This is a genomic window from Lactobacillus kimbladii (assembly GCF_000970755.1).
Taxonomy (GTDB): Bacteria; Bacillota; Bacilli; order Lactobacillales; family Lactobacillaceae; genus Lactobacillus; species Lactobacillus kimbladii.
Genome location: NZ_KQ034007.1, coordinates 1,985,862 through 2,005,072, shown reverse-complemented (window position 1 = coordinate 2,005,072; position 19,211 = coordinate 1,985,862). Strand labels below are relative to the sequence as shown.

The 19,211-nt window shown below is 34.5% G+C and carries 16 protein-coding genes; 14 read left to right on the top strand and 2 right to left on the bottom strand.

The window, feature by feature from the left end; translation table 11 throughout:
• Positions 1 to 118 precede the first annotated feature (118 nt).
• The 8 genes from JF75_RS09690 to JF75_RS09655 all read left to right on the top strand — a co-directional run bounded on the left by JF75_RS09690 (position 119) and on the right by JF75_RS09655 (position 8,902).
• A complete protein-coding gene (locus JF75_RS09690; protein ID WP_046332835.1) occupies positions 119 to 2,785 on the top strand; it encodes a sigma 54-interacting transcriptional regulator in 2,667 nt (888 codons plus the stop codon).
• Between the two features lie 68 nt (positions 2,786 to 2,853).
• A complete protein-coding gene (locus tag JF75_RS09685) occupies positions 2,854 to 3,342 on the top strand; it encodes a PTS sugar transporter subunit IIB (RefSeq protein WP_046332834.1) in 489 nt (162 codons plus the stop codon).
• 274 nt (positions 3,343 to 3,616) lie between these two features.
• Positions 3,617 to 5,518 carry a glycoside hydrolase family 125 protein gene (locus JF75_RS09680; protein ID WP_141639335.1) on the top strand — a complete coding sequence of 634 codons (1,902 nt, stop codon included), beginning with the start codon at positions 3,617 to 3,619 and terminating at the stop codon, positions 5,516 to 5,518.
• Between the two features lies 1 nt (position 5,519).
• Positions 5,520 to 5,999: a PTS sugar transporter subunit IIB gene (locus JF75_RS09675; RefSeq protein WP_045928833.1), complete on the top strand. Its 480-nt coding sequence runs from the start codon at positions 5,520 to 5,522 to the stop codon at positions 5,997 to 5,999.
• A complete protein-coding gene (locus JF75_RS09670; protein ID WP_187160788.1) occupies positions 5,996 to 6,793 on the top strand; it encodes a PTS mannose/fructose/sorbose/N-acetylgalactosamine transporter subunit IIC in 798 nt (265 codons plus the stop codon). Before JF75_RS09675 ends, JF75_RS09670 begins: the two co-directional genes overlap by 4 nt.
• The gene (locus JF75_RS09665) at positions 6,771 to 7,610 is read left to right on the top strand and encodes a PTS system mannose/fructose/sorbose family transporter subunit IID (protein WP_379854800.1); all 840 of its coding nucleotides are present in this window, start codon (positions 6,771 to 6,773) and stop codon (positions 7,608 to 7,610) included. Before JF75_RS09670 ends, JF75_RS09665 begins: the two co-directional genes overlap by 23 nt.
• A gap of 9 nt (positions 7,611 to 7,619) precedes the next feature.
• Positions 7,620 to 8,036: a PTS sugar transporter subunit IIA gene (locus JF75_RS09660; protein WP_045928830.1), complete on the top strand. Its 417-nt coding sequence runs from the start codon at positions 7,620 to 7,622 to the stop codon at positions 8,034 to 8,036.
• Positions 8,037 to 8,194: 158 nt separating this feature from the next.
• Positions 8,195 to 8,902: a DUF975 family protein gene (locus JF75_RS09655; protein WP_052726921.1), complete on the top strand. Its 708-nt coding sequence runs from the start codon at positions 8,195 to 8,197 to the stop codon at positions 8,900 to 8,902.
• A gap of 71 nt (positions 8,903 to 8,973) precedes the next feature.
• Here JF75_RS09655 and JF75_RS09650 read toward each other — a convergent pair whose 3' ends face one another.
• Positions 8,974 to 9,207, bottom strand: coding sequence for a hypothetical protein (locus tag JF75_RS09650; RefSeq protein ID WP_046332832.1), 234 nt, complete (start codon positions 9,205 to 9,207; stop codon positions 8,974 to 8,976).
• 149 nt (positions 9,208 to 9,356) lie between these two features.
• Between JF75_RS09650 and JF75_RS09645 the strand changes: the two genes are divergently transcribed.
• From JF75_RS09645 to JF75_RS09625, 5 genes are all read left to right on the top strand, one after another.
• Positions 9,357 to 10,664 carry a PTS sugar transporter subunit IIC gene (locus JF75_RS09645; RefSeq protein WP_046333016.1) on the top strand — a complete coding sequence of 436 codons (1,308 nt, stop codon included), beginning with the start codon at positions 9,357 to 9,359 and terminating at the stop codon, positions 10,662 to 10,664.
• Positions 10,657 to 11,523: an alpha/beta hydrolase gene (locus JF75_RS09640; protein WP_046332831.1), complete on the top strand. Its 867-nt coding sequence runs from the start codon at positions 10,657 to 10,659 to the stop codon at positions 11,521 to 11,523. Before JF75_RS09645 ends, JF75_RS09640 begins: the two co-directional genes overlap by 8 nt.
• Entirely contained in the window at positions 11,523 to 14,054 is a 2,532-nt protein-coding gene (locus JF75_RS09635; RefSeq protein WP_046332830.1) for an AAA family ATPase, read from the top strand. Before JF75_RS09640 ends, JF75_RS09635 begins: the two co-directional genes overlap by 1 nt.
• Before the next feature lie 208 nt (positions 14,055 to 14,262).
• Entirely contained in the window at positions 14,263 to 16,359 is a 2,097-nt protein-coding gene (locus JF75_RS09630) for an ATP-dependent Clp protease ATP-binding subunit (RefSeq protein WP_046332829.1), read from the top strand.
• 254 nt (positions 16,360 to 16,613) lie between these two features.
• The gene (locus JF75_RS09625) at positions 16,614 to 17,636 is read left to right on the top strand and encodes a branched-chain amino acid aminotransferase (protein WP_046332828.1); all 1,023 of its coding nucleotides are present in this window, start codon (positions 16,614 to 16,616) and stop codon (positions 17,634 to 17,636) included.
• A gap of 102 nt (positions 17,637 to 17,738) precedes the next feature.
• Here JF75_RS09625 and JF75_RS09620 read toward each other — a convergent pair whose 3' ends face one another.
• On the bottom strand, positions 17,739 to 18,296 hold the full coding sequence (locus tag JF75_RS09620) for a TetR/AcrR family transcriptional regulator (protein ID WP_046332827.1): 558 nt from the start codon (positions 18,294 to 18,296) through the stop codon (positions 17,739 to 17,741).
• Positions 18,297 to 18,397: 101 nt separating this feature from the next.
• On the opposite strand from JF75_RS09620, the gene JF75_RS09615 reads away from it, so the two are divergent.
• Complete coding sequence (locus tag JF75_RS09615) at positions 18,398 to 19,147, top strand: sulfite exporter TauE/SafE family protein (protein WP_046332826.1); 750 nt, start codon at positions 18,398 to 18,400, stop codon at positions 19,145 to 19,147.
• Positions 19,148 to 19,211: the final 64 nt, after the last annotated feature.

Below are 19,211 nucleotides of genomic sequence, written 5' to 3'. Positions count from 1 at the left end.
ATGGTGACACAAACACTGTGTGAGCTTAGTTCCGATGTTGGTGGAACTAGGCTTTTTGTATACATGAAAATAATGATAAATACATTTATAATGAGCAATAAAAATATAGGGGTTTTATATGAGCAATTTACGGGACAAAGTATACATATTGATAGAAAAAAACACAGAAAATTATGAAGAGTGGCCTCAAAATAATGCAAAAAAAATTGCTGAGCAATTTAACTGTAGTAGAAATTTAGTATCTCAATATTTAAATGAATATTGGGAAAAAGGTGTTTTTGGAAAAATAGTTTCAAGACCAGTACTCTTTTTCAAATTACCGCAAGTCGAGATTAATGCTAAAACATTTAAAAGCCTTCATGCGGCCAGAGTGTGGAATGCGAGTCATTCTGTTAGTCCATTGGATGCCATTATAGGAAGTGAACGAAGTCTATATCAAATAATCAGTCAAATTAAAGCAGCTATACAATATCCCCCTCATGGCTTACCTATTTTGATAACTGGTGAAACAGGAACAGGAAAGAGCTACTTAGCACAGGTTATATACAAACATTTACAAAAAATGAAGTTTATAACTAAAACCGCCAGATTTGTTTCGGTTAATTGTAGTGAATATTCAAATAATCCGGAACTCTTTTTATCAAATTTTTTTGGCTATGTGAAAGGAGCTTTTACTGGTGCTACACAAAACAATAAAGGCTTAGCAGAAATAGCTGATGGTGGGGTTTTATTTCTAGACGAGATTCACTCATTAAGTAAAGAGTGTCAAGAAAAACTCTTTCAGTTTATGGATACCGGCACTTTTCATAGACTTGGTGATAATGAGCATTGGTCTAAATCGAACTGTAGGTTTGTATTTGCTACTTCGGAAAATCCTGAAAAGAAAATTTTACCAACATTATTGCGTAGAATTCCTGTGAAGGTTTTTCTACCGGCTTTTAATAAAAGGAGTGAACAGGAAAAGAAAGAACTGATCCAGTTCTTCTTAAAAAATGAGCAAAAAAAAGTAGGTAAAGAAATTTATATTACAAATAATTTAGTTAGTTTTTTAATACATTATACTTTTAAGGGTAATGTAGGAGATTTAAAAAACGTAATTCAGCTTTCTTGTGCAAATGCTTTAATACAACAAGTTGAAGAAAATAAATTAAAAATTACATTAATGGAGTTGCCTGAAAAAGTCGGTTTTGAAAATTATAAAGAATTAAAAAACACTAATAATTCTCGTTTTATTGCAGTAAGTAACTTAACCAAAAATGATCAAAAAAATTCAATAGAACATATAATTACAGATTTATACACAATAGATATAAAGAAAAAACCCAGCGAAAAACTTTTTGACTGTTATCAGAAGTATTTTAAAAAGCGGTTTATTAATATTTCCATTTCTGATAGTGAAACATTAAATAGCTTTTTTGGACTTAAATTTCAACAGTTTACTAGGCATATTGAAGATGACTACAAGATTAGTGTTGATACATTTTTTTACAAAATTATCTTATATTTATTTGATAAAAATAACTACCATTATGATTTTAAGGAAGTTGATTTTCAGAAGTGGTCCAATTTTAAAAATGATGTTAACAAGTATTTAGGATATGAAGTTGGCTTAGTAAGAGAATTCAAAAATGAAGTTGATTTAACGTCAAATGAAGGCGAAGAATTATTATTTATAATATTGTTCAAGTTGATGGTTGAAGAACATAAGTCTCAAAAAAGATTATCGCTGATTGTTGCTCATGGTGCTAATACCGCTTCTTCAATTGCACAAACAGTTAATACTATGGTTGGTGATTATATTTTTGATGCCATCGATATGCCACTGGACGTTACTAGTAAAGAAATTGCCCTGCGGGTCAATAATTATTTGAATAAAAGAAAGAGTTTTGCTGATTTGCTGCTTTTAGTTGATATGGGGTCGCTTGAAAAGATATCATCACAACTGGAAATAAGCAATAACAAAAATTTTGCATTAATAACTAATGTATCTACAGGAATAGCTCTAGATGTTGCAAATCAGATAAAACTTAAAGTTGATACAGCTTCGATTGTACAGAATGTGAAGAAAAATCAAACAATCGATGTGTTCTTTCAAAAATCTGTTAAAAAACAAGATATGATTGTTTGTACTTGTGAAAGCGGATTAGGGACAGCCACGAAATTAAAACAAATCATGGTAAAAAGTTTTCCTAAGAATTCTAAAATAGTAATAGATTCCTTTGATTACTATTCCATTGCTAAAGAGAATTACATTTCAGAATTACGAAAAAACTACAATATTTTGTTTATAGTAGGGACACTGGATCCCCAAGTTAAAGGGGTAACTTTCTTTTCAATAGAGGACTTGATTTTAGGTATAAATGTTAAAAAAATAACTAATAAATTGGCTGTTTATTTTGATCAGAAGCAACTTGAGATAATTAATAATAATATTTTAAAGAACTTTAGTCTTACTAACTTAACGGACCAACTAACAATTTTGAATCCGACGAAATTATTAGAACAAGTGACGGATGCGATATATATTTTACAAACGAAACTAAATCTTTCTTTAAAAAACAACACCTGCTTTGGACTGTATATTCATATTTGTTGTTTAATTGAAAGACTGGTCATGCAAAAAGGGATGGCAGATGAAATAAATTTAAGTAAAACAAGTAGTAATAAGTTTAAAAATTTTTATAAAGCATTTAAGAATTCATTTACTGTCGTTGAACAGTATTATAGTGTCGAAATACCGGAAATAGAAGTAAAATATGTCTATGACTACATCAAAGAAGCTTGATCCAACAAGCTTCTTTTTTTGGCACAATTTTTGCTTATATAAAAATGTAACGTCTTTGGAGGTTTCTTATGACTGTTGTAATGGCGAGAATTGATAATAGATTGCTTCATGGAATAATTGTCACACAGTGGGCGCCCATTTCTAGTGCTAACCGAGTAATGGTAATAGACAATGAAATTGCGTCTGATGATATAGCGAAAGCCAGTATGCGCTTGGCTCGTCCAGTACATATGGCTGTTTCTATTATTTGTGAACAAACTGCATTAAATAACTTTACTAATGGACAATATAATCGTGAGAAAGTATTTGTAATTGTTAAAAAGCCAGATATAATTTTACACCTCATAAATAAGGGGATAAAAATTCATTCGCTGACCATTGGCTCAACGATTATAAGAAAAGATGCTGTCCGGCTTTCTAGCCGAGTATTTGCAACAAAGGAGGAACTTGAAATTTACCAGAAATTAGCACAAAAAGGTGTGGCGATTTCTGTTCAATATGTTCCCGCAGATAAACCTAAAGATATTACTGCAAAAATAAAAGATGAAAGGTTGTGAAATAATAGTTGAATTTGCTAATTAGTTAAATTAATTAAGAAAGTAGTGATAGATGAAAATGTACTCAAGCATAATTAATAAAACTATTGATCCCAATTTTAATATTAGTTTTATAAATAAAAAATTTAAAACAACTAACAATTTTAGTTATTTTAAGAATAATTTGAATGAAAGAATAAGTTCTTTCTCTTATGACGTTTCAAATCAAAAAGCTTTAGGAAATATAGATGTATATGGAGAGATAAAACAGTTAAATTTTTTTCAAGGAAACTTTTTGGTAGAACAAAAACCAGGAGTGTGGGTTCATAAGCAATATACTACATCAAAGAATTTACATTTTGCAGTTACCATAAACGGAAAACATATTAAATTTACTGACCAAAATCATGATTTTGATACGGACTTAATTGCAGATTCTTTACCAAGGTTTATTCATAAGTATCAGGAATATAACATTGTTTTAATACCTTTTTGTCCAATTCTAAAGGATAAAAAGCCTAGCATGCTCGTATATCAGATATATATTGAAAACTTAACCGATCACAACTTAACTATTAATCGGTTTGAAGTACCGAAATATCAAAAAAAGTATTCAGATCAGTTTAATGTCATTGTGGCTCAGGCCAATTTGGTTAACGAAATTGTTAAGCCGCATGAATACAAAACTTTTTCTATCGGATTAATTGATCCCAATGCTCACAGTGAAATCAATATCTTTGAAAAAGCCGATACAGTTAAATGGCTAAAAGATACAATTGAATACTATAAGAATATTTACGGGGATTTGCAACTGGAAGATAACAGATTGCCGCACCTCTTTAATCGTGCAATATATCAAAGCCTGTCAGCTTTTGCTGAGAACCAAAAAGGAGAAAGTGTTGGTAGTCATTGGGGAAGTACCCCGGCAACTGAACAAATTTGGAACAAGGATATGTTTTATTCGACACTGCCTTCCATTTTCTTTGATGCTAGATTATGCCGAAAACAGATTTTATGGTTTACCAAATACGGTGTGAGATTCAAAAGTAAGAAATTTAAAGGTGGGATAGAACACTCTTTAAGTAATTCTATGTCAGCAATTATTCTTGCAGGACTTTATTACGAATATACCAATGACCTTTCATTTTTTGTAAATCATCCAGTTATATTACAAAAAGCTCGCCAAATTATAGATACGGAAGTCAGCACGAAAGTTCCAGGGGATGTAATGCTATTTTCCTCTACTTGGATTAGTGATGCTTATTCATTAGGTAAATATCATACTGGTAGCAATATCTGCTTTTGGAAGGCATGTGATTCACTGGCAAGAATCTATCAAGGTTTAGGAAAAGTAGAACTTGCAAACTATTATGAAAAAATTGCCTGCAAAGTAAAAAAAGCCATTTTGGAAAATATGACTTTTAAAGGCCATTTTGGCGAACAGTTTTTGGAAGGAATTGGGGATCAAGAAAAAGAATTTTATGACGTCAATAATTATGATAGACCGATTTTAGATCAAGGTATGATTTTTCTGACTGACGTTATTAAAGACCAAAAAATAGATTTAAAAATGCATGATGGTGAAGAATCAGACACTACGATGATTCCCTTTTACGGCTTTTTAGATTTGAAAGATCCGAAATATCAAAATTCTATGAAATTTGCTGCAAGTACCTATAATCCAACCTATGGAGCAAATATTAGAGGAATACGATGGGGAGATAAGTCCGGTGCAACCTTCCCGGGCTTCGTCACTGTTCTTATGGGTTTTATCAATGATAAAGAAGAAAGAACAAAGCAACTGACCGAATTACTGCATTTATCTGATCTTGATGGTTCATGGTGGTGGTGGCCATATGATATTAATGGCAAACCTGGGGATGTTTATAGAGATATTGGCTGTGGTAAGTGTGGCTGGGCTTCTGGAACATTTGTTAGCTTATTTATTACACAATTTTTAGGCATACAAGTAAAAAACAACACTTTAAATATTCGGCCACTGTCGCATTTTAATTATTGTTGGGAAAATGCCCATATAGGCAATATCACAGCAAATATTAGTTGTCACGATAACGAAATAATAGTTACAAATCTTTCAGGCCATGACATAAATATCAGTCAATGTAACGAGAGTGAGCAATATTTGTTGCAATTAAAAGATAAAAAAACTGTGAGTTTCAAAAGAAGTGAGAAGTAGTATGACAGTAGTATTAGCAAGAGTTGATCAAAGACTGGTTCACGGAGTAATAGTTAATGCTTGGTATCAGTACTTGCAAGTCAACAGATTTATGGTTATTGATGATGAAGTTAGTAAAAATGAAAATATGAAAACAAGTATGAGAATTGTGAAGCCGGCTGGTACAGGGATGTCAATAATTGACACTGAAAAAGCGCTTAATAATTTCAAAGCTGGAAAATATGATAATCAACGAGTACTTGTTTTGGTAAAAGAGCCAGAAACTATAGTTAAAATGCTTGAAGCAGGTATCAAAATACCCAAGGTAAATTTGGGAATAATTTTTAAGTCGGATGATCGTACGCAAATTACTAAATTTATCGCATTAAATGAAAAAGAAAAAGCTGATTTAAATAAAATCCATGAATATGGTGTTCCGATAAAATTACAATTTGTTCCTAATGATCCTGAGAAAGATTATTTCGATAAAAAAGGAGAATAATAATGGAGATTTTACAAGATATCCTGATCATTATTTTAGCTGGATACATGACTATGGATGAAGATGGGATAGTTTTATTGACATATTTTCCCGTAATAGTCGGTTTGGCCACTGGTTTAATTATGGGTGATTTACATACAGCTATGGTTGTTGCAGGTACATTCCAGTTAATGATGTTAGGGGTCGCAGCTTTAGGAGGAGCTTCAGTTCCTAATTATGGGTTAGCAACTATTGTAGGTGCATTTGTCGCAATTAGAACAGGTACAGGTTTAAAAACTGCCATTGCTGTTGGCATACCTGTTGGCTTATTAGCAATTCAGTTAGAAGTTTTACGGAGAATTATAGCCAACTTTGTTGCTCATAAAATGCAGACTCTTAATGAAGAAAAAAAGTGGAAGCAAATGCTACGCTGGGGATACGCAGGACCCGTTTTATGTTTTGTTGAGACAGCTTTACCTACTGCAATAGTAGTTTTAGTTGGACCAACTGCAATTAAAATGATTTTGAAATTTATACCTACTTGGATAACAGATGGATTAACAGTTGCTGGTGGCTTATTACCTGTAGTTGGTATTGCAATGCTGCTACACTATATGCCAGTGAAAAAGTTCTTACCTTTTCTAGTTGCGGGATTTGTTTTGGCAGCTTTTATCAAAATACCAATAATTGGTATAGCATTATTAGGTTTAGCAGCAGCATACTGGTACTTTAATTCTGAGATTGACAAAAATAAATATAGCCAAAACCAAGCAGTAGCTAAAAATGATACAACTGGAGAAGATTATGATGAATAAAAATGTTGAAAACAAATCAAGCTACCACGTTACAAAAAAAGATTTGACGTGGGCATCGTTACGATTTAATTGGATATGCGTGAATCTATTTAATTATGAGTCACAACTGGGCCCGTCACTAGTATGGTCTATGGCTCCGCTATTGCGTAAAATTTATCCGAAAGATTCAGATTACCAGGCCTCACTAAAAAATCACTTTAACTACTTTAATACTACTCCGTATTTAGCAAATATAGTGCTAGGTACCACGGTAGCTATGGAAGAAAAAGATGGAGTCAAGGCATTGCCAACAGTTCAATCTTTTAAAACTAGTATTATGGGACCGTTAGCGGGTATTGGTGATACAATATTCTGGGTACTATGGCCCACTATTATGGGATCAATCGCTGGATATATGGCTTTGCAAGGTAATCCGCTTGGAGCAATAATTTGGTTTTTGGTTAATATTTTATTTAATATTATGAAAGTTTGGCTGTACCATGTTGGCTATTCATCTGGAACAAGACTAATTGACACTTTAGGAGATAAGATAAATACTTTTACCGAGGCTGCATCAGTAATGGGGGTCACAGTTATAGGTGCCTTAGTTGCTACGGTAGTCAAAGTTTCAGTACCGTATGTCTTTAAGTTTGGTAAAGTATCAATGAATATTCAAACCGACATTTTAGATAAAATAATGCCAGCATTATTACCAGCTGTGTTTACTTTCTTTATTTATAAATTATTGGATAATAAAAAATGGACTCCAACTAAGATTATATTTTTAGTTATCTTAATAGCACTCGTTGGAACCTTTTTAGGAATTTTTAAAGCTTAAGGTTATTGAATGGATAGAAAAATTGTAATTGCTTCACATCATGCTATGGCTAAGGGTATTGAGGATACTTTAAAGTATTTGACCCATACAGATCTTGATGTTTGTGTACTATGTGCATATATGGAAAACAAAAAAATCGATTCAGAAGTTGCAAATGTAATGAGTAAATTTAAAAAAGAAGATGAGGTCTTCATTTTTACGGATATTGCATCTGGTAGTGTGAACCAAAAATTTTATAAGTATATTAATCGACCGCATACTCACATAATAGCTGGAATGAATTTGCCTATTATAATGAGTGTAGCTTTAAATAGTTCGCAGGAATATTTTAGTGAAGAAGCAATCAAGAAGTTAGTTAATCAAGCAAAAGATTCTTTGGTTTATGTTAACCAAAGTAAAAAAAGCTTGGATAAAGAAGACGAATAAATGTAAAATTTCTATAATGTGGTCAGTAATGGTGACACAAACACTGTGTGAGCTTAGTTCCGATGTTGGTGGAACTAGGCTTTTTTTGTGTTTTCTTTGCTAACTGCTATTGCTAGGGGGTAAAATATATTTAATATATACTAGATAAGGAGATAAGTATGAACAGAGCAGAACTAAAACTAGAAGCTAAGAATCAACTGCGTCATAACTGGGGCTGGGCTATTAGTATTGGTTTCGTAATGACGCTATTTGTTGGTTTCTTTTTTGCCAGACCAGTAGTAAATGGTTCGCTTAAGACTGTGAATAGTGTGAATGATGTCATGGGAACTGGCTCAATTGATTCGCTGTTTAAGCCAGCATTTTGGGCAGGACAATTAGGTCCTGATACGGGTTTAACTTTTATTGGCAGCTTTTTTATGCTGAGTATGGTAGTTACTTTCTTACATTTTGCTCGTGGAGAAAGACTAGGCTTTTTTAAAGGTATTTTTTCTGCTTTTACTGATGGCCGGTTTGTACCGGAATTTTTGAATTATCTTTGTGGGTATATTTTTCAATTTCTGTGGTCTCTATTATTAGTTATCCCAGGCTTAATTAAGTCTTATTCTTATGCCATGACGCCATATATTGTTAATGACTTAGTGGAAAGTGGACAAGAAGTTCACGCAACAACAGCGATTACTGCAAGTCGCCAGTTAATGAACGGGCATAAATGGGAATTATTTGTATTAAATTTAAGTTTTATTGGCTGGTATCTTTTGAGTGTACTAACTTTAGGCATTGGTTATATTTGGTTAGTTCCGTACGAGCAGACAACTAAAGCTAATTTTTACCGCAGGCTAGCCGGTGATCGTTATTTAAAAAAATAAATTGATAACAAAACAAATTAAAAGAGCAAGATGTTCATTATCTTGCTCTTTTTAAGTGTCCATTTAAAAAATTAGTATTTGTTCAAGTCTTCAATACTTTCCTGAAACCATTTGCCAGCGTATTTAGAGTTAAAATCATCGGTCTTTTTAAGGGCTTCTTTGATTTGACTGGAATTCAAGTGATCCATCAGGTATAGCTTTAATGCCTTGTTAATTAAGTCATTAAAATCGGTATCGTTAACTTCTAAATATTTTTCTGTTAACTTTGCTACTTTTTCAGTTAATTCGATTTTCTTTCTGCTCATTTTTAAACCCCTTAAAATATACATTCATTATACCATTTTATTCATAACTAATAAGAAAAAATAATTAACGGCATAAAAAATAGCTAGCAATAAAAAAATAGAGTATTATTTTATTTTAAATACAATATTCAATGTTAGGATCAGAATTAATGAAAGAATTTACTATCGATATCGTAGCACGTATGCAGGAATTTTCTTTTTTTCGTGCGACAAGACATACCATGGCAATACTGATGCCGATTGCAGTGGTTGGCTCATATTTTAAGCTGTTTAATGATCTGATTTTTACACCCAATGGTCTGATTTATAATATTTTTAATTTAGATACAGTTTTATCAGATCACATTTGGTATGGTGGTTCTTTTGTATGTCGCGGAATGGTAGAAATTACTTTTGGTGTTTTTGGCGTCTATGCCAGTTATTTTATGGCCCGTTATACTGCACGGCTTTACCATAAAGATTCAACCATGGCCGGCTTAACAGCGGTTTTAATTATGCTTTTTTGTTCATATGCATCTAGTAGTGGTCGTAATGCCCGCATGCCGTTTACTGCCAGTTTGTTACAAATTAATGCGGTTTTTATAGCCTTAATTATAGGATATTGTGTGGGACAAATATTTCATTTATTAGGGAAAGATTTTTCTTACGTAAAAGATGAGGGAACAAAGATAATTCAAAAAAGGGCAGGGGATGCTGCTTTACCTAGTGGTATTTCATTAATGCTGGGCATTCTTTTGGGTATTTTGATATATGAACTACAACTTAAGTTGCTTAACTCTGCCAGTTTTAATGAAATTGTCAGTCGAGTTCAGACAACTAATAATTTTGGCGAAGTATTAATACTTTCTGCCGTAATTACTTTTTTAGACTGGCTTGGGATTGGTTATCCGTTGCGGTCTTTATCGGGAACGGTTAACAATGCTTTTACCGCTGAAAACTTAACTTATACATTAAAACACGGTAATTCTTGGAATGTGCCGTATAAATACTTGGGCAGTTCACTCATTAACAGCTATGGCATAATGGGTGGTGCTAGTGTTGCTTTAGCTGTGATTGTATTGCTTTTAATAAGGCGAGGTAATAGAGAAAATGAAATAAATGCTAAAATTAATTTATTACCAGCTGCTTTTGGTTCTACCTTAGGGTTTACAATTGGTTTGCCTTTAATCTTAAATCCTGTGTTCGTATTGCCTAGTGTTTTAATTCCGATTATTAATATGACCTTGGCTGCTTTCGCTATCAGCGTACATATTATTCCTGTTAGTGTTTATCAAATATTAAAAGGAACCCCGGGAATTTTAGTTTCATTTTTCGGTACTAATGGTAATTGGCCAACGCTGATTTTTACATTACTGCTGTTTCTGTTAGATATAATTTTGCTTTTGCCAGTAATTAGAATTAATGAAAAAATCGGAATAAGAATTGCTTATCAGAAGAAGGAACGATCAGATGAGTAAAAATCCTAATTATAAATGGTTAGTCTTGGTCATAATTGTTTTAATTATGCTGGCTGTCCCCAGTTTCTTTTGGATGAAAAAGGATAATAAATCAAGAGCAGAACTTAGCAAGTCGCTGCTTTCGCCTGTAATAATGGTACCTGGCTCCAGTGCTACAACTGAACGTTTCAATGATTTAATTGATGAGTTGAATAAAACTACTCTCAATAGACACAGTGTAATAAAAATTAAAGTTTCACGTGAAGCAAAACTAACTTACAGTGGCTCTATTGGTAAAAACGATTTGGAGCCCTTTATTATTATTGGCTTTGATAACAATAAAGACGGTTATACAAATATTAAAAAACAGGCAAAGTGGTTGGATGTGGCATTTGAATCACTAATTCAAAACTATAAGTTTAATAATTTTAAAGCGTTTGGTCATTCTAACGGTGGTTTGATTTGGACTTACTGGCTGGAACATTATTATTCTGAATATTCTGATAACATTAAGATAAAGAAGTTAATGACTTTAGGAACTCCTTATAATTTTACGGAAAGTAATATTAATAACCGGACGCAAATGCTAGCAGATTTTATAAAAAATCGTGAAAAACTACCAGCATTTTTAAAAGTTTATTCTCTTTCTGGGGGCAAAAATTATGAATCAGATGGGATCGTACCCGAAACAAGTGTTGCGGCCGGAAAATTTATTTTTCAAAATCAGGTCAAGAACTATACTGCAATAACAGTCACGGGTGAAAAAGCTGATCATTCAGACTTGCCGCAAAATAAGCAGGTAATTCAAGCAATTAGGCAATACTTGTTGAAGAAACCCAATAAGCCATTAAAGCCAATTAAAAGAAAGGATAATCATTAATGAAGTACCAAGAACAACCGTCAAAAATTGAAGTTATCGGTGGTAGAGTTAATAATCTCAAAAATATTAACGTTAATATTCCCTTACATAAATTTGTAGCCATCTCTGGCTTAAGCGGTTCTGGAAAATCCAGCTTAGCAATGGGTATTCTCTATTCAGAAGGTGCTAGACGTTATCTTGATTCTCTAGCAGCCTATACTAGGCGACGAATTAGTCAAGTTGGTCGTGCACAAGTTGATGAGGTCAAGCATATTCCCTCAGCACTGGCATTAAGACAGCGACCGGCTGTTCCGGGAGTGCGCTCAACTGTTGGCACAGTAACGGAAGTCTTTAATATCTTACGATTAATTTTTTCCCGTTTAGGTTCACCTGTATGTCCTAATGGTCATAGGGTTCCACCAACCATAAAAATTGCTGAAGCAATGGATTTAACTGGGAAAGCAATGGGTCGCTTGACGTGTCCTACATGTGGCGTACAATTTTATGCTTTCAGCGCTGAAGACTTTGCGTTTAATTCAGATGGGGCGTGTCAAAAATGCCAAGGTCTAGGAACAGTTGAACAGATCGATGATAGTAAAATTATTGCTGATGAAAATTTATCACTTGAAAAAGGTGCAGTAGCCACTTGGCAAATTCCTGGTCGAAATTGGATGTGGCGTATTGCCCGTGAACTAGGTGTACGGACTGATATTCCATATAAAGAATTGAATGCTAAAGAAAAAGATATCGTGCTCCATGGTAAAGAAAGAAAAATCCCCATTGACTTGCCAACTTCAACTGGTCGGGTTTATCATCTTGATGCGCTATATGAGAATGCCTATAATGCGGTGGCTAACTCGCGTAAAACTACAAAGTCGGAGCGAGGATTGCAAAGAATTAACTCTTTTTATAAATTTAGCACTTGCCCACGCTGTCATGGCTATCGGATTGATCCTAGTCGCTGGCAGCAGCTAGTTGCCGGTAAAAATATTGTTGAAGCTGAGAAACTGACTTTAGGTGAATTAGAGCACTATATGGATAAGATTTTAGCTAGTTTGCCACAAGACATGCAGGACTTAGCAGCAAATTTAACTGGTGAATTGCTGCACCAAGTAAAGCCTTTATTAAAATTAGGACTAGATTATTTGAGCATAGATAGACAAGCAAGCAGTCTTTCCACTGGGGAACTTCAACGTATCCAGCTTGGCAGAACGCTACGTACCGAAACTACAGGAGTGCTCTATGTTTTAGATGAACCATCGGTCGGCTTACACCCAGACAATGTAGCCGGGCTAATTGACGTATTTCATGAATTGGTTAATCAAGGCAATTCCTTAGTTGTTGTTGACCATGAAACTGCCATTATTAATGCGGCTGATTGGGTAATTGAAATTGGTCCAGGTTCAGGTAGTCAGGGTGGAAAAATTATTTCCCAGGGAATACCTAAAGAGATAGAACATGACAAAAGATCTTTGATTGGGCCTTATTTAACTGGTAAGGCACCACTATTTGTTCGCCCCAGGGCTGATAAAAACCAAATTTTTAAACGCGGCAAAGTAGAACTTGATGTTACTGAACGTTTTAACTTAAGAAACTTGCATGTGCAAATACCTGTCAATCGTTTAACTTCTGTTACTGGATTTTCGGGTGCTGGTAAAACTACTTTAATTCTTGATTCCTTAATTCCAGCGCTTAAAGCACAGAAAAATCAAAATGATGGGCCTAGTTGGGTTAAGAACTTAAAGAATGGTGACATTAAAAATATAGTTAGTGTTGATTCTACGCCAGTTGGTAAAAATCAGCGCTCAACTGTTGCAACATATACAGATGTTATGGACAACTTGCGTAAGCTTTTCGCCAAACAACCATTGGCTAAAAAGTTAAAATATCGCGCATCTCATTTTTCATATAATAATAAAGAAGGTGCATGCCCTGCATGCGGTGGCACGGGAGTGATTGCGCTTGATATCCAATATTTGCCTGACATTGTTGAAACATGTTCAGTCTGTGGAGGCCATCGCTTCAATCAAGATGTCTTACAGGTAAAATGGCATAATATGAGTATTGCTGATGTTTTGGACTACTCGGTAGATGATGCCTTAAAAGAAGAAATTTTTAAAGAGGAGCCAAAAATTAATAAAACAATTACAACATTGCATGACATGGGATTAGGTTATCTTCATTTAGGAGAATCTACTCCGGCTTTGTCAGGAGGAGAAGCACAGCGTTTAAAGTTAACGAGCCATATTCATCAAAGACAAAAAGGTACTTTATTTGTTTTTGATGAGCCAACAGTAGGTTTGCATCCACAAGATGTTAGAACTCTCTTACAAGTGTTTCAAAGACTGCTTGAACAAGAAGGCACTATTATTACTATTACGCATGACCTGGATATTATGGCTAACAGTGACTATATGATTGATATGGGACCTAGAGGAGGACAACAAGGAGGAAAAATTATTGCAAGTGGTGTACCTGTGGATATTTCTCGAAAATCTAATAGTTTGACTGGTAAATATTTAGCAAAGCAGTTTAATTTATATCAAAAATAGAAAACAAAAGCCTTAAAAGAAGTGATCAAATAACCTTTTAAGGCTTTTTCTGATCTTCTGTGGAAAAATATCAAAAACTGTGGAAAAAGTTAATCAAAACTATTGCTTTCTGTGGATAACCTGCTATAATATTATATGTAAGTAATTAGCAGTCGAACACATCGAGTGCTAATTACAAGTTTATAACCTATCAAAGGGGTGTTTACATATGGCATATTTTGATAATGATTTTGACGATTTATTTAACGAATTAAACAATTCTTTCTTTAACAATACTAATGATAATGGTGGAGCTATTCCTATTCACTACTCTAGTAGCATGAATATCTCACCGCAAGACTTAAATCAAAACGGACAAATGGGACAAAAGCAAGGACAAAAGCCAATTGGCGTTGACCTGGTTGAACAAGCTAAAAAGAATAAATACGATCCTGTAATTGGGCGTGACGAGCAAATTCAGGAAGTAATAGAAATTTTAAGCCGGCGTAAAAAGAATAACCCAGTATTAGTTGGGCCGGCTGGAGTTGGTAAAACTGCTATAGTTGAAGGATTAGCACAAAAGATCGCTGCAGGAGACGTTCCTGACAAAATGAAAGACAAGCATATTATTGCAATCAACATTAATGATATGGTTGCTGGATCAAGTTTGCGTGGTAGCTTTGAAGAGCGCCTGAAAAAAGTGATTGATGAAGCTAAGAAGAACCCAAATATTATTTTGTTTATTGATGAATTGCATAATATTGTTGGAGCAGGTTCTACTGATTCTGAAAATAACAATGGTGATGCCGCTAATATTTTGAAGCCAGCTTTAGCTAGTGGTGACTTGAACTTAATTGGTGCAACGACTACAAGTGAGTACCGCAGAATTGAAAATGATGCGGCACTGGCACGTCGGTTCCAACCAGTACAGGTTCCAGAACCATCAGCTGCAGTGACTGTCAAAATTTTGGAGGGTCTCAAAGATAAGTACGAAGCTTTCCATCATGTGAAATATAATGATAGTGCCTTAAAGCTTGCAGTCACATTGTCACAACGTTATATTCAAGGACGCTATTTACCTGATAAAGCTATTGATTTAATGGATGAAGCTGGTGCTAAAAAAGGCCTTGACACGCTTCCTAGTGATGAGGCAACTTTAAAGAAAAAGATTAAGAAACTGGAAGATGAAAAAGAAGAGGCTGTCAAAAAGGAAGATTACAGTAAAGCAAGTGAGCTGAAAAAGCAGATTGAAGATTTACGTAATCAGGCTGATCACGTAGATGCTGCTGCTACTCCTCGTGTTACTGATAAAGATATCTATGCTTTAATTGAAGCTAAGACCAAAATTCCAATGAGTGAATTACACGCAAGTGCAGGACAAAAGAATCTTGATTTGGCTGAAAAATTAAAGAAAGTGGTAATTGATCAGGATAATGCAGTTGATGTTATTACTGATGCAATTGCCCGTAAACAAGTTTTTAAAGACAATGATCGTCCTACTGGTACGTTCTTGTTAACCGGACCTACTGGTGTAGGTAAAACGGAATTAGCTAAACAATTGGCCATTCAATTATTTGGTGGTGAAAATCATCTTATTAGACTTGATATGTCTGAATATCAAGATCAAATGGCAGTTAACAAACTAATTGGTTCTGCTCCAGGTTATGTTGGCTACGGCGAAGGCGGCCAACTGACTGAAAAAGTTCGTCACCAACCATACAGCTTGATTTTATTCGATGAAATTGAAAAAGCCAATCCGCAAGTATTTAATGCTTTGCTTCAAATCATGGACGATGGTCGTTTAACTGATGCTCAAGGCAGGACTGTTTCCTTTAAGGATACAATTTTAATCATGACTTCTAATGCTGGTTATTCTGACCAATTGCTAAAGGACGGTAAAATAGATCATGATAAATTAATCAAGGCTTTGGAAGTTTACTTCAGACCAGAATTCTTGAATAGACTTGATGCGATTGTACCATTCAACTCATTAACTGAAGATGATATGAATAAAATTATTGACATTTACTTAAGTAAAATGGCACATGTTTTGGCCAAAAAGAATGTTAAGGTTGACGTATCCGATGAGGCTAAAGCTTATTTAGCTGAAAAGGGCTATGATAAGAAATTTGGTGCTAGACCTTTACGTAGGGTAGTTGAGCAGGACTTGGAAACACCGATTGCTAAATTATTGCTGAAAGAGCCTGAAACCAAAGAAGTCAGATTTACTGCGGACGACAAGCATGTTTACTTAAATGATGCTGCAGTATTAGATATTAAACCAAAAGAAAAAACTGAAAATAACGATAAAACAAAACAAGATTAGTGTTAAAAAGGGATCATTCAATAGAGGATGATTCCTTTTTTTGGCTGTAATTGTTTCATGTGAAACCTTATATATGATAACAAATTTGCATTTTTGTTTTATTAGTGGAAATTTATATTATTTTATTAAAATTAATGCAATTTTACTATTGACATCAACAAAAATATGGTTTAAATTAGGTAGCAATTAAATTATTATTAAAAAGCTAAAAATTGTTTTTTAGCTTTTGTAGTTTTATTATAGGGGACAATCAAATGAAACAACGAGTAGAAGACCTGGATTGGAAGAATCTGGGATTTAAGTATCGTGATCTGCCTTATCGATATGAGGCGAAATATAAAGATGGTGAATGGCAGGAAGGAAAACTGACCGAAGATTCATCAATGACCTTTTCTGAAGGTGCAGAAGTACTGCATTATGGTCAGGAAGTTTTTGAAGGACTAAAGGCTTACCGCAGAAAAGATGGTAAGATCAATCTCTTTAGGCCTGATCAAAACGCTCACCGTTTTACTCTTTCAGCAAAGCGGTTAGCCATGCCACCATTTCCTGAAGATAGATTTGTTGATGCCGTAAAACAAGTTGTTAAGGCTAACGAGGAATTTGTACCACCATATGATAGTGGCGCAACTCTTTATTTAAGACCACTTATGGTGGGAACAACTAAAGTTTTAGGCGTTGAAGCAGCCAGCGAATATACCTTCCGCGTTTTTGCGGTTCCAGTTGGCGCATACATTAAAGGATTGAACCCTGCAGATTACGTTGTTAGTGAATACGACCGTGCCGCATATGCTGGTACTGGTCAAGCAAAGACAGCAGGTAACTATGCCAGCAGTTTGCTTCCGACAGTTGAAGCGCACAAAAACGGTTTTGCCGATAGTCTTTACTTGGATCCACGTGAACATAAATATATTGACGAATTTGGTGGTGCTAACTTCTACGGCATTACCCAAGAAGGACAGTTTGTCACACCAAAATCACAATCGATTTTGGTTTCTATTACTAAGCGCTCACTTTTGGAAGTCGCTAAGTGGCAAGGTCTAAACCCAGTTGAACGTCAGATTACTTTGGAAGAAGCGTTCAACATGAAAGAAGCTGGTGCGATGGGTACAGCTGCTGTAATTTCTCCTGTAGGTTCCATTACCTATGAGGGTAAAAAGCATGTCATCTATAGTGAAACTGAAACTGGTCCAGTTACTAAGAAGCTTTATAACGAACTAGTTGATATTCAGTATGGAAACAAGAAAGGCCCAGAAGGCTGGGTCCAAACATTGGATTAAATTACAAATTGGGAACAAAAAAGCGAGGTTGAAGCCTCGTTTTTTTCTGCTCAAAATAAATTGCCACTATTCTTTATCAGTAAAGTGCTGTTTTATGATATGTTATTCTGCAATCTTGCTCAGACTTTGTTTCAGCAGTTTGCGAAAACTTTTGTCAGCTGGTAACGATTTATCCGCAAACCAACCAGTTCCCACGTTCACAATATCTCCTATTGCTAAATCTCTAATGCACCTGCTTGCCAATAATTGCTTTTGAGGATCAGTAAATTTCGTTCCTATTATCTGATTAAAAATAGTTTTTAATTCAGCAAAAGCCATATCAACTTCTGGATAGTTATCAGTGCGTGGCATTTTTAAAACAAATTGAGTTAAGAGAAAATGATTCAGTGCTCTTTCACGAAATGCCATTGCAAAATCAATAATCGCTGTCAGGCCAGCTTTGCCAAACAAATCTTGGCGTAATTGATCTGTTAGTAGGTTAACAGCCCACGCAACTATGGCGTAATTTAGTGCTAACTGATTGGGAAAATAATTATATAGAGCTTGCGATTGAGTGCCAAGTTTTCTGGCAATGGCCGCAAAATTGTTTTCTTTATTGTCTTCAATTAGCATAATACTTGTTTTAATAATTATTTCTTTAGACAAAATTTTTCGTGGCATTTTGCACTCCTTACTTAATTTGACTTTTACAACATGTAAACTATAATTACATAATGTAACTATACCATATAATATTATAAAAATTAAGAAGGTCAAATAATATGAAAATTTTTTTGCTGGGACTAATAGGATTGATAATAGGAACCTTCGTTATTCTTTTTGGCGGTGGTGGAGCAGCCATTTACCTGGCAATTTTGACGGGTTTATTTGGTCTCAATGCGGCAACAGCATCTTCAACTTCCTTAGTGACAGCTTTGCCTTCATTAATTATTGGGGCAATTAGCTATTATCATCAAAGACAAATAAATACCAAAATAGGTAATCAAATGTTAATGACAGCAATTCCAGCTGTGATAATAGGCGCATTACTATCAAAATATATTCCTGCCCAAATTTATAAATGGCTGATAGGAATCGTTTTGGTAGTTCTTGGCATTAATATGCTACTTAAGAAGAAAACGCAAACTGCCGCAACTGTTAAAAAAACGCAATATGCTAGACTACAAGCAGGGATGTATGGTATTTTAGGTGGCTTAATGGTTGGCGTTGCTGGTATGAGCGGTGGCGCTGTTATTATCGGCGGCTTATTTTTACTGGGATTACAAGATTTTCAAGCTACTGCAACTTCAACTTATGTTCTGGTTTTTATGACCATCACGGGTGCAATTTTTCATATTGCTGATGGACGAGTAGATTGGACAGCTGGCTTACCCTTGATGATTGGTGCCATCGTTGGTGCAATTATTGCACCTAGACTCGCCCAAATTCTAGCTAAAACTAAAATTACTCGTTATATGAAACCGACAATTGGTGTCTTGCTGGTATTATTAGGAGTTAAGTCTTTGCTCTGAATCCTGAAAAATACGGTTTATTAGAATAAAAAACGTGATCCTGCTATGAAAACAGAATCACGTT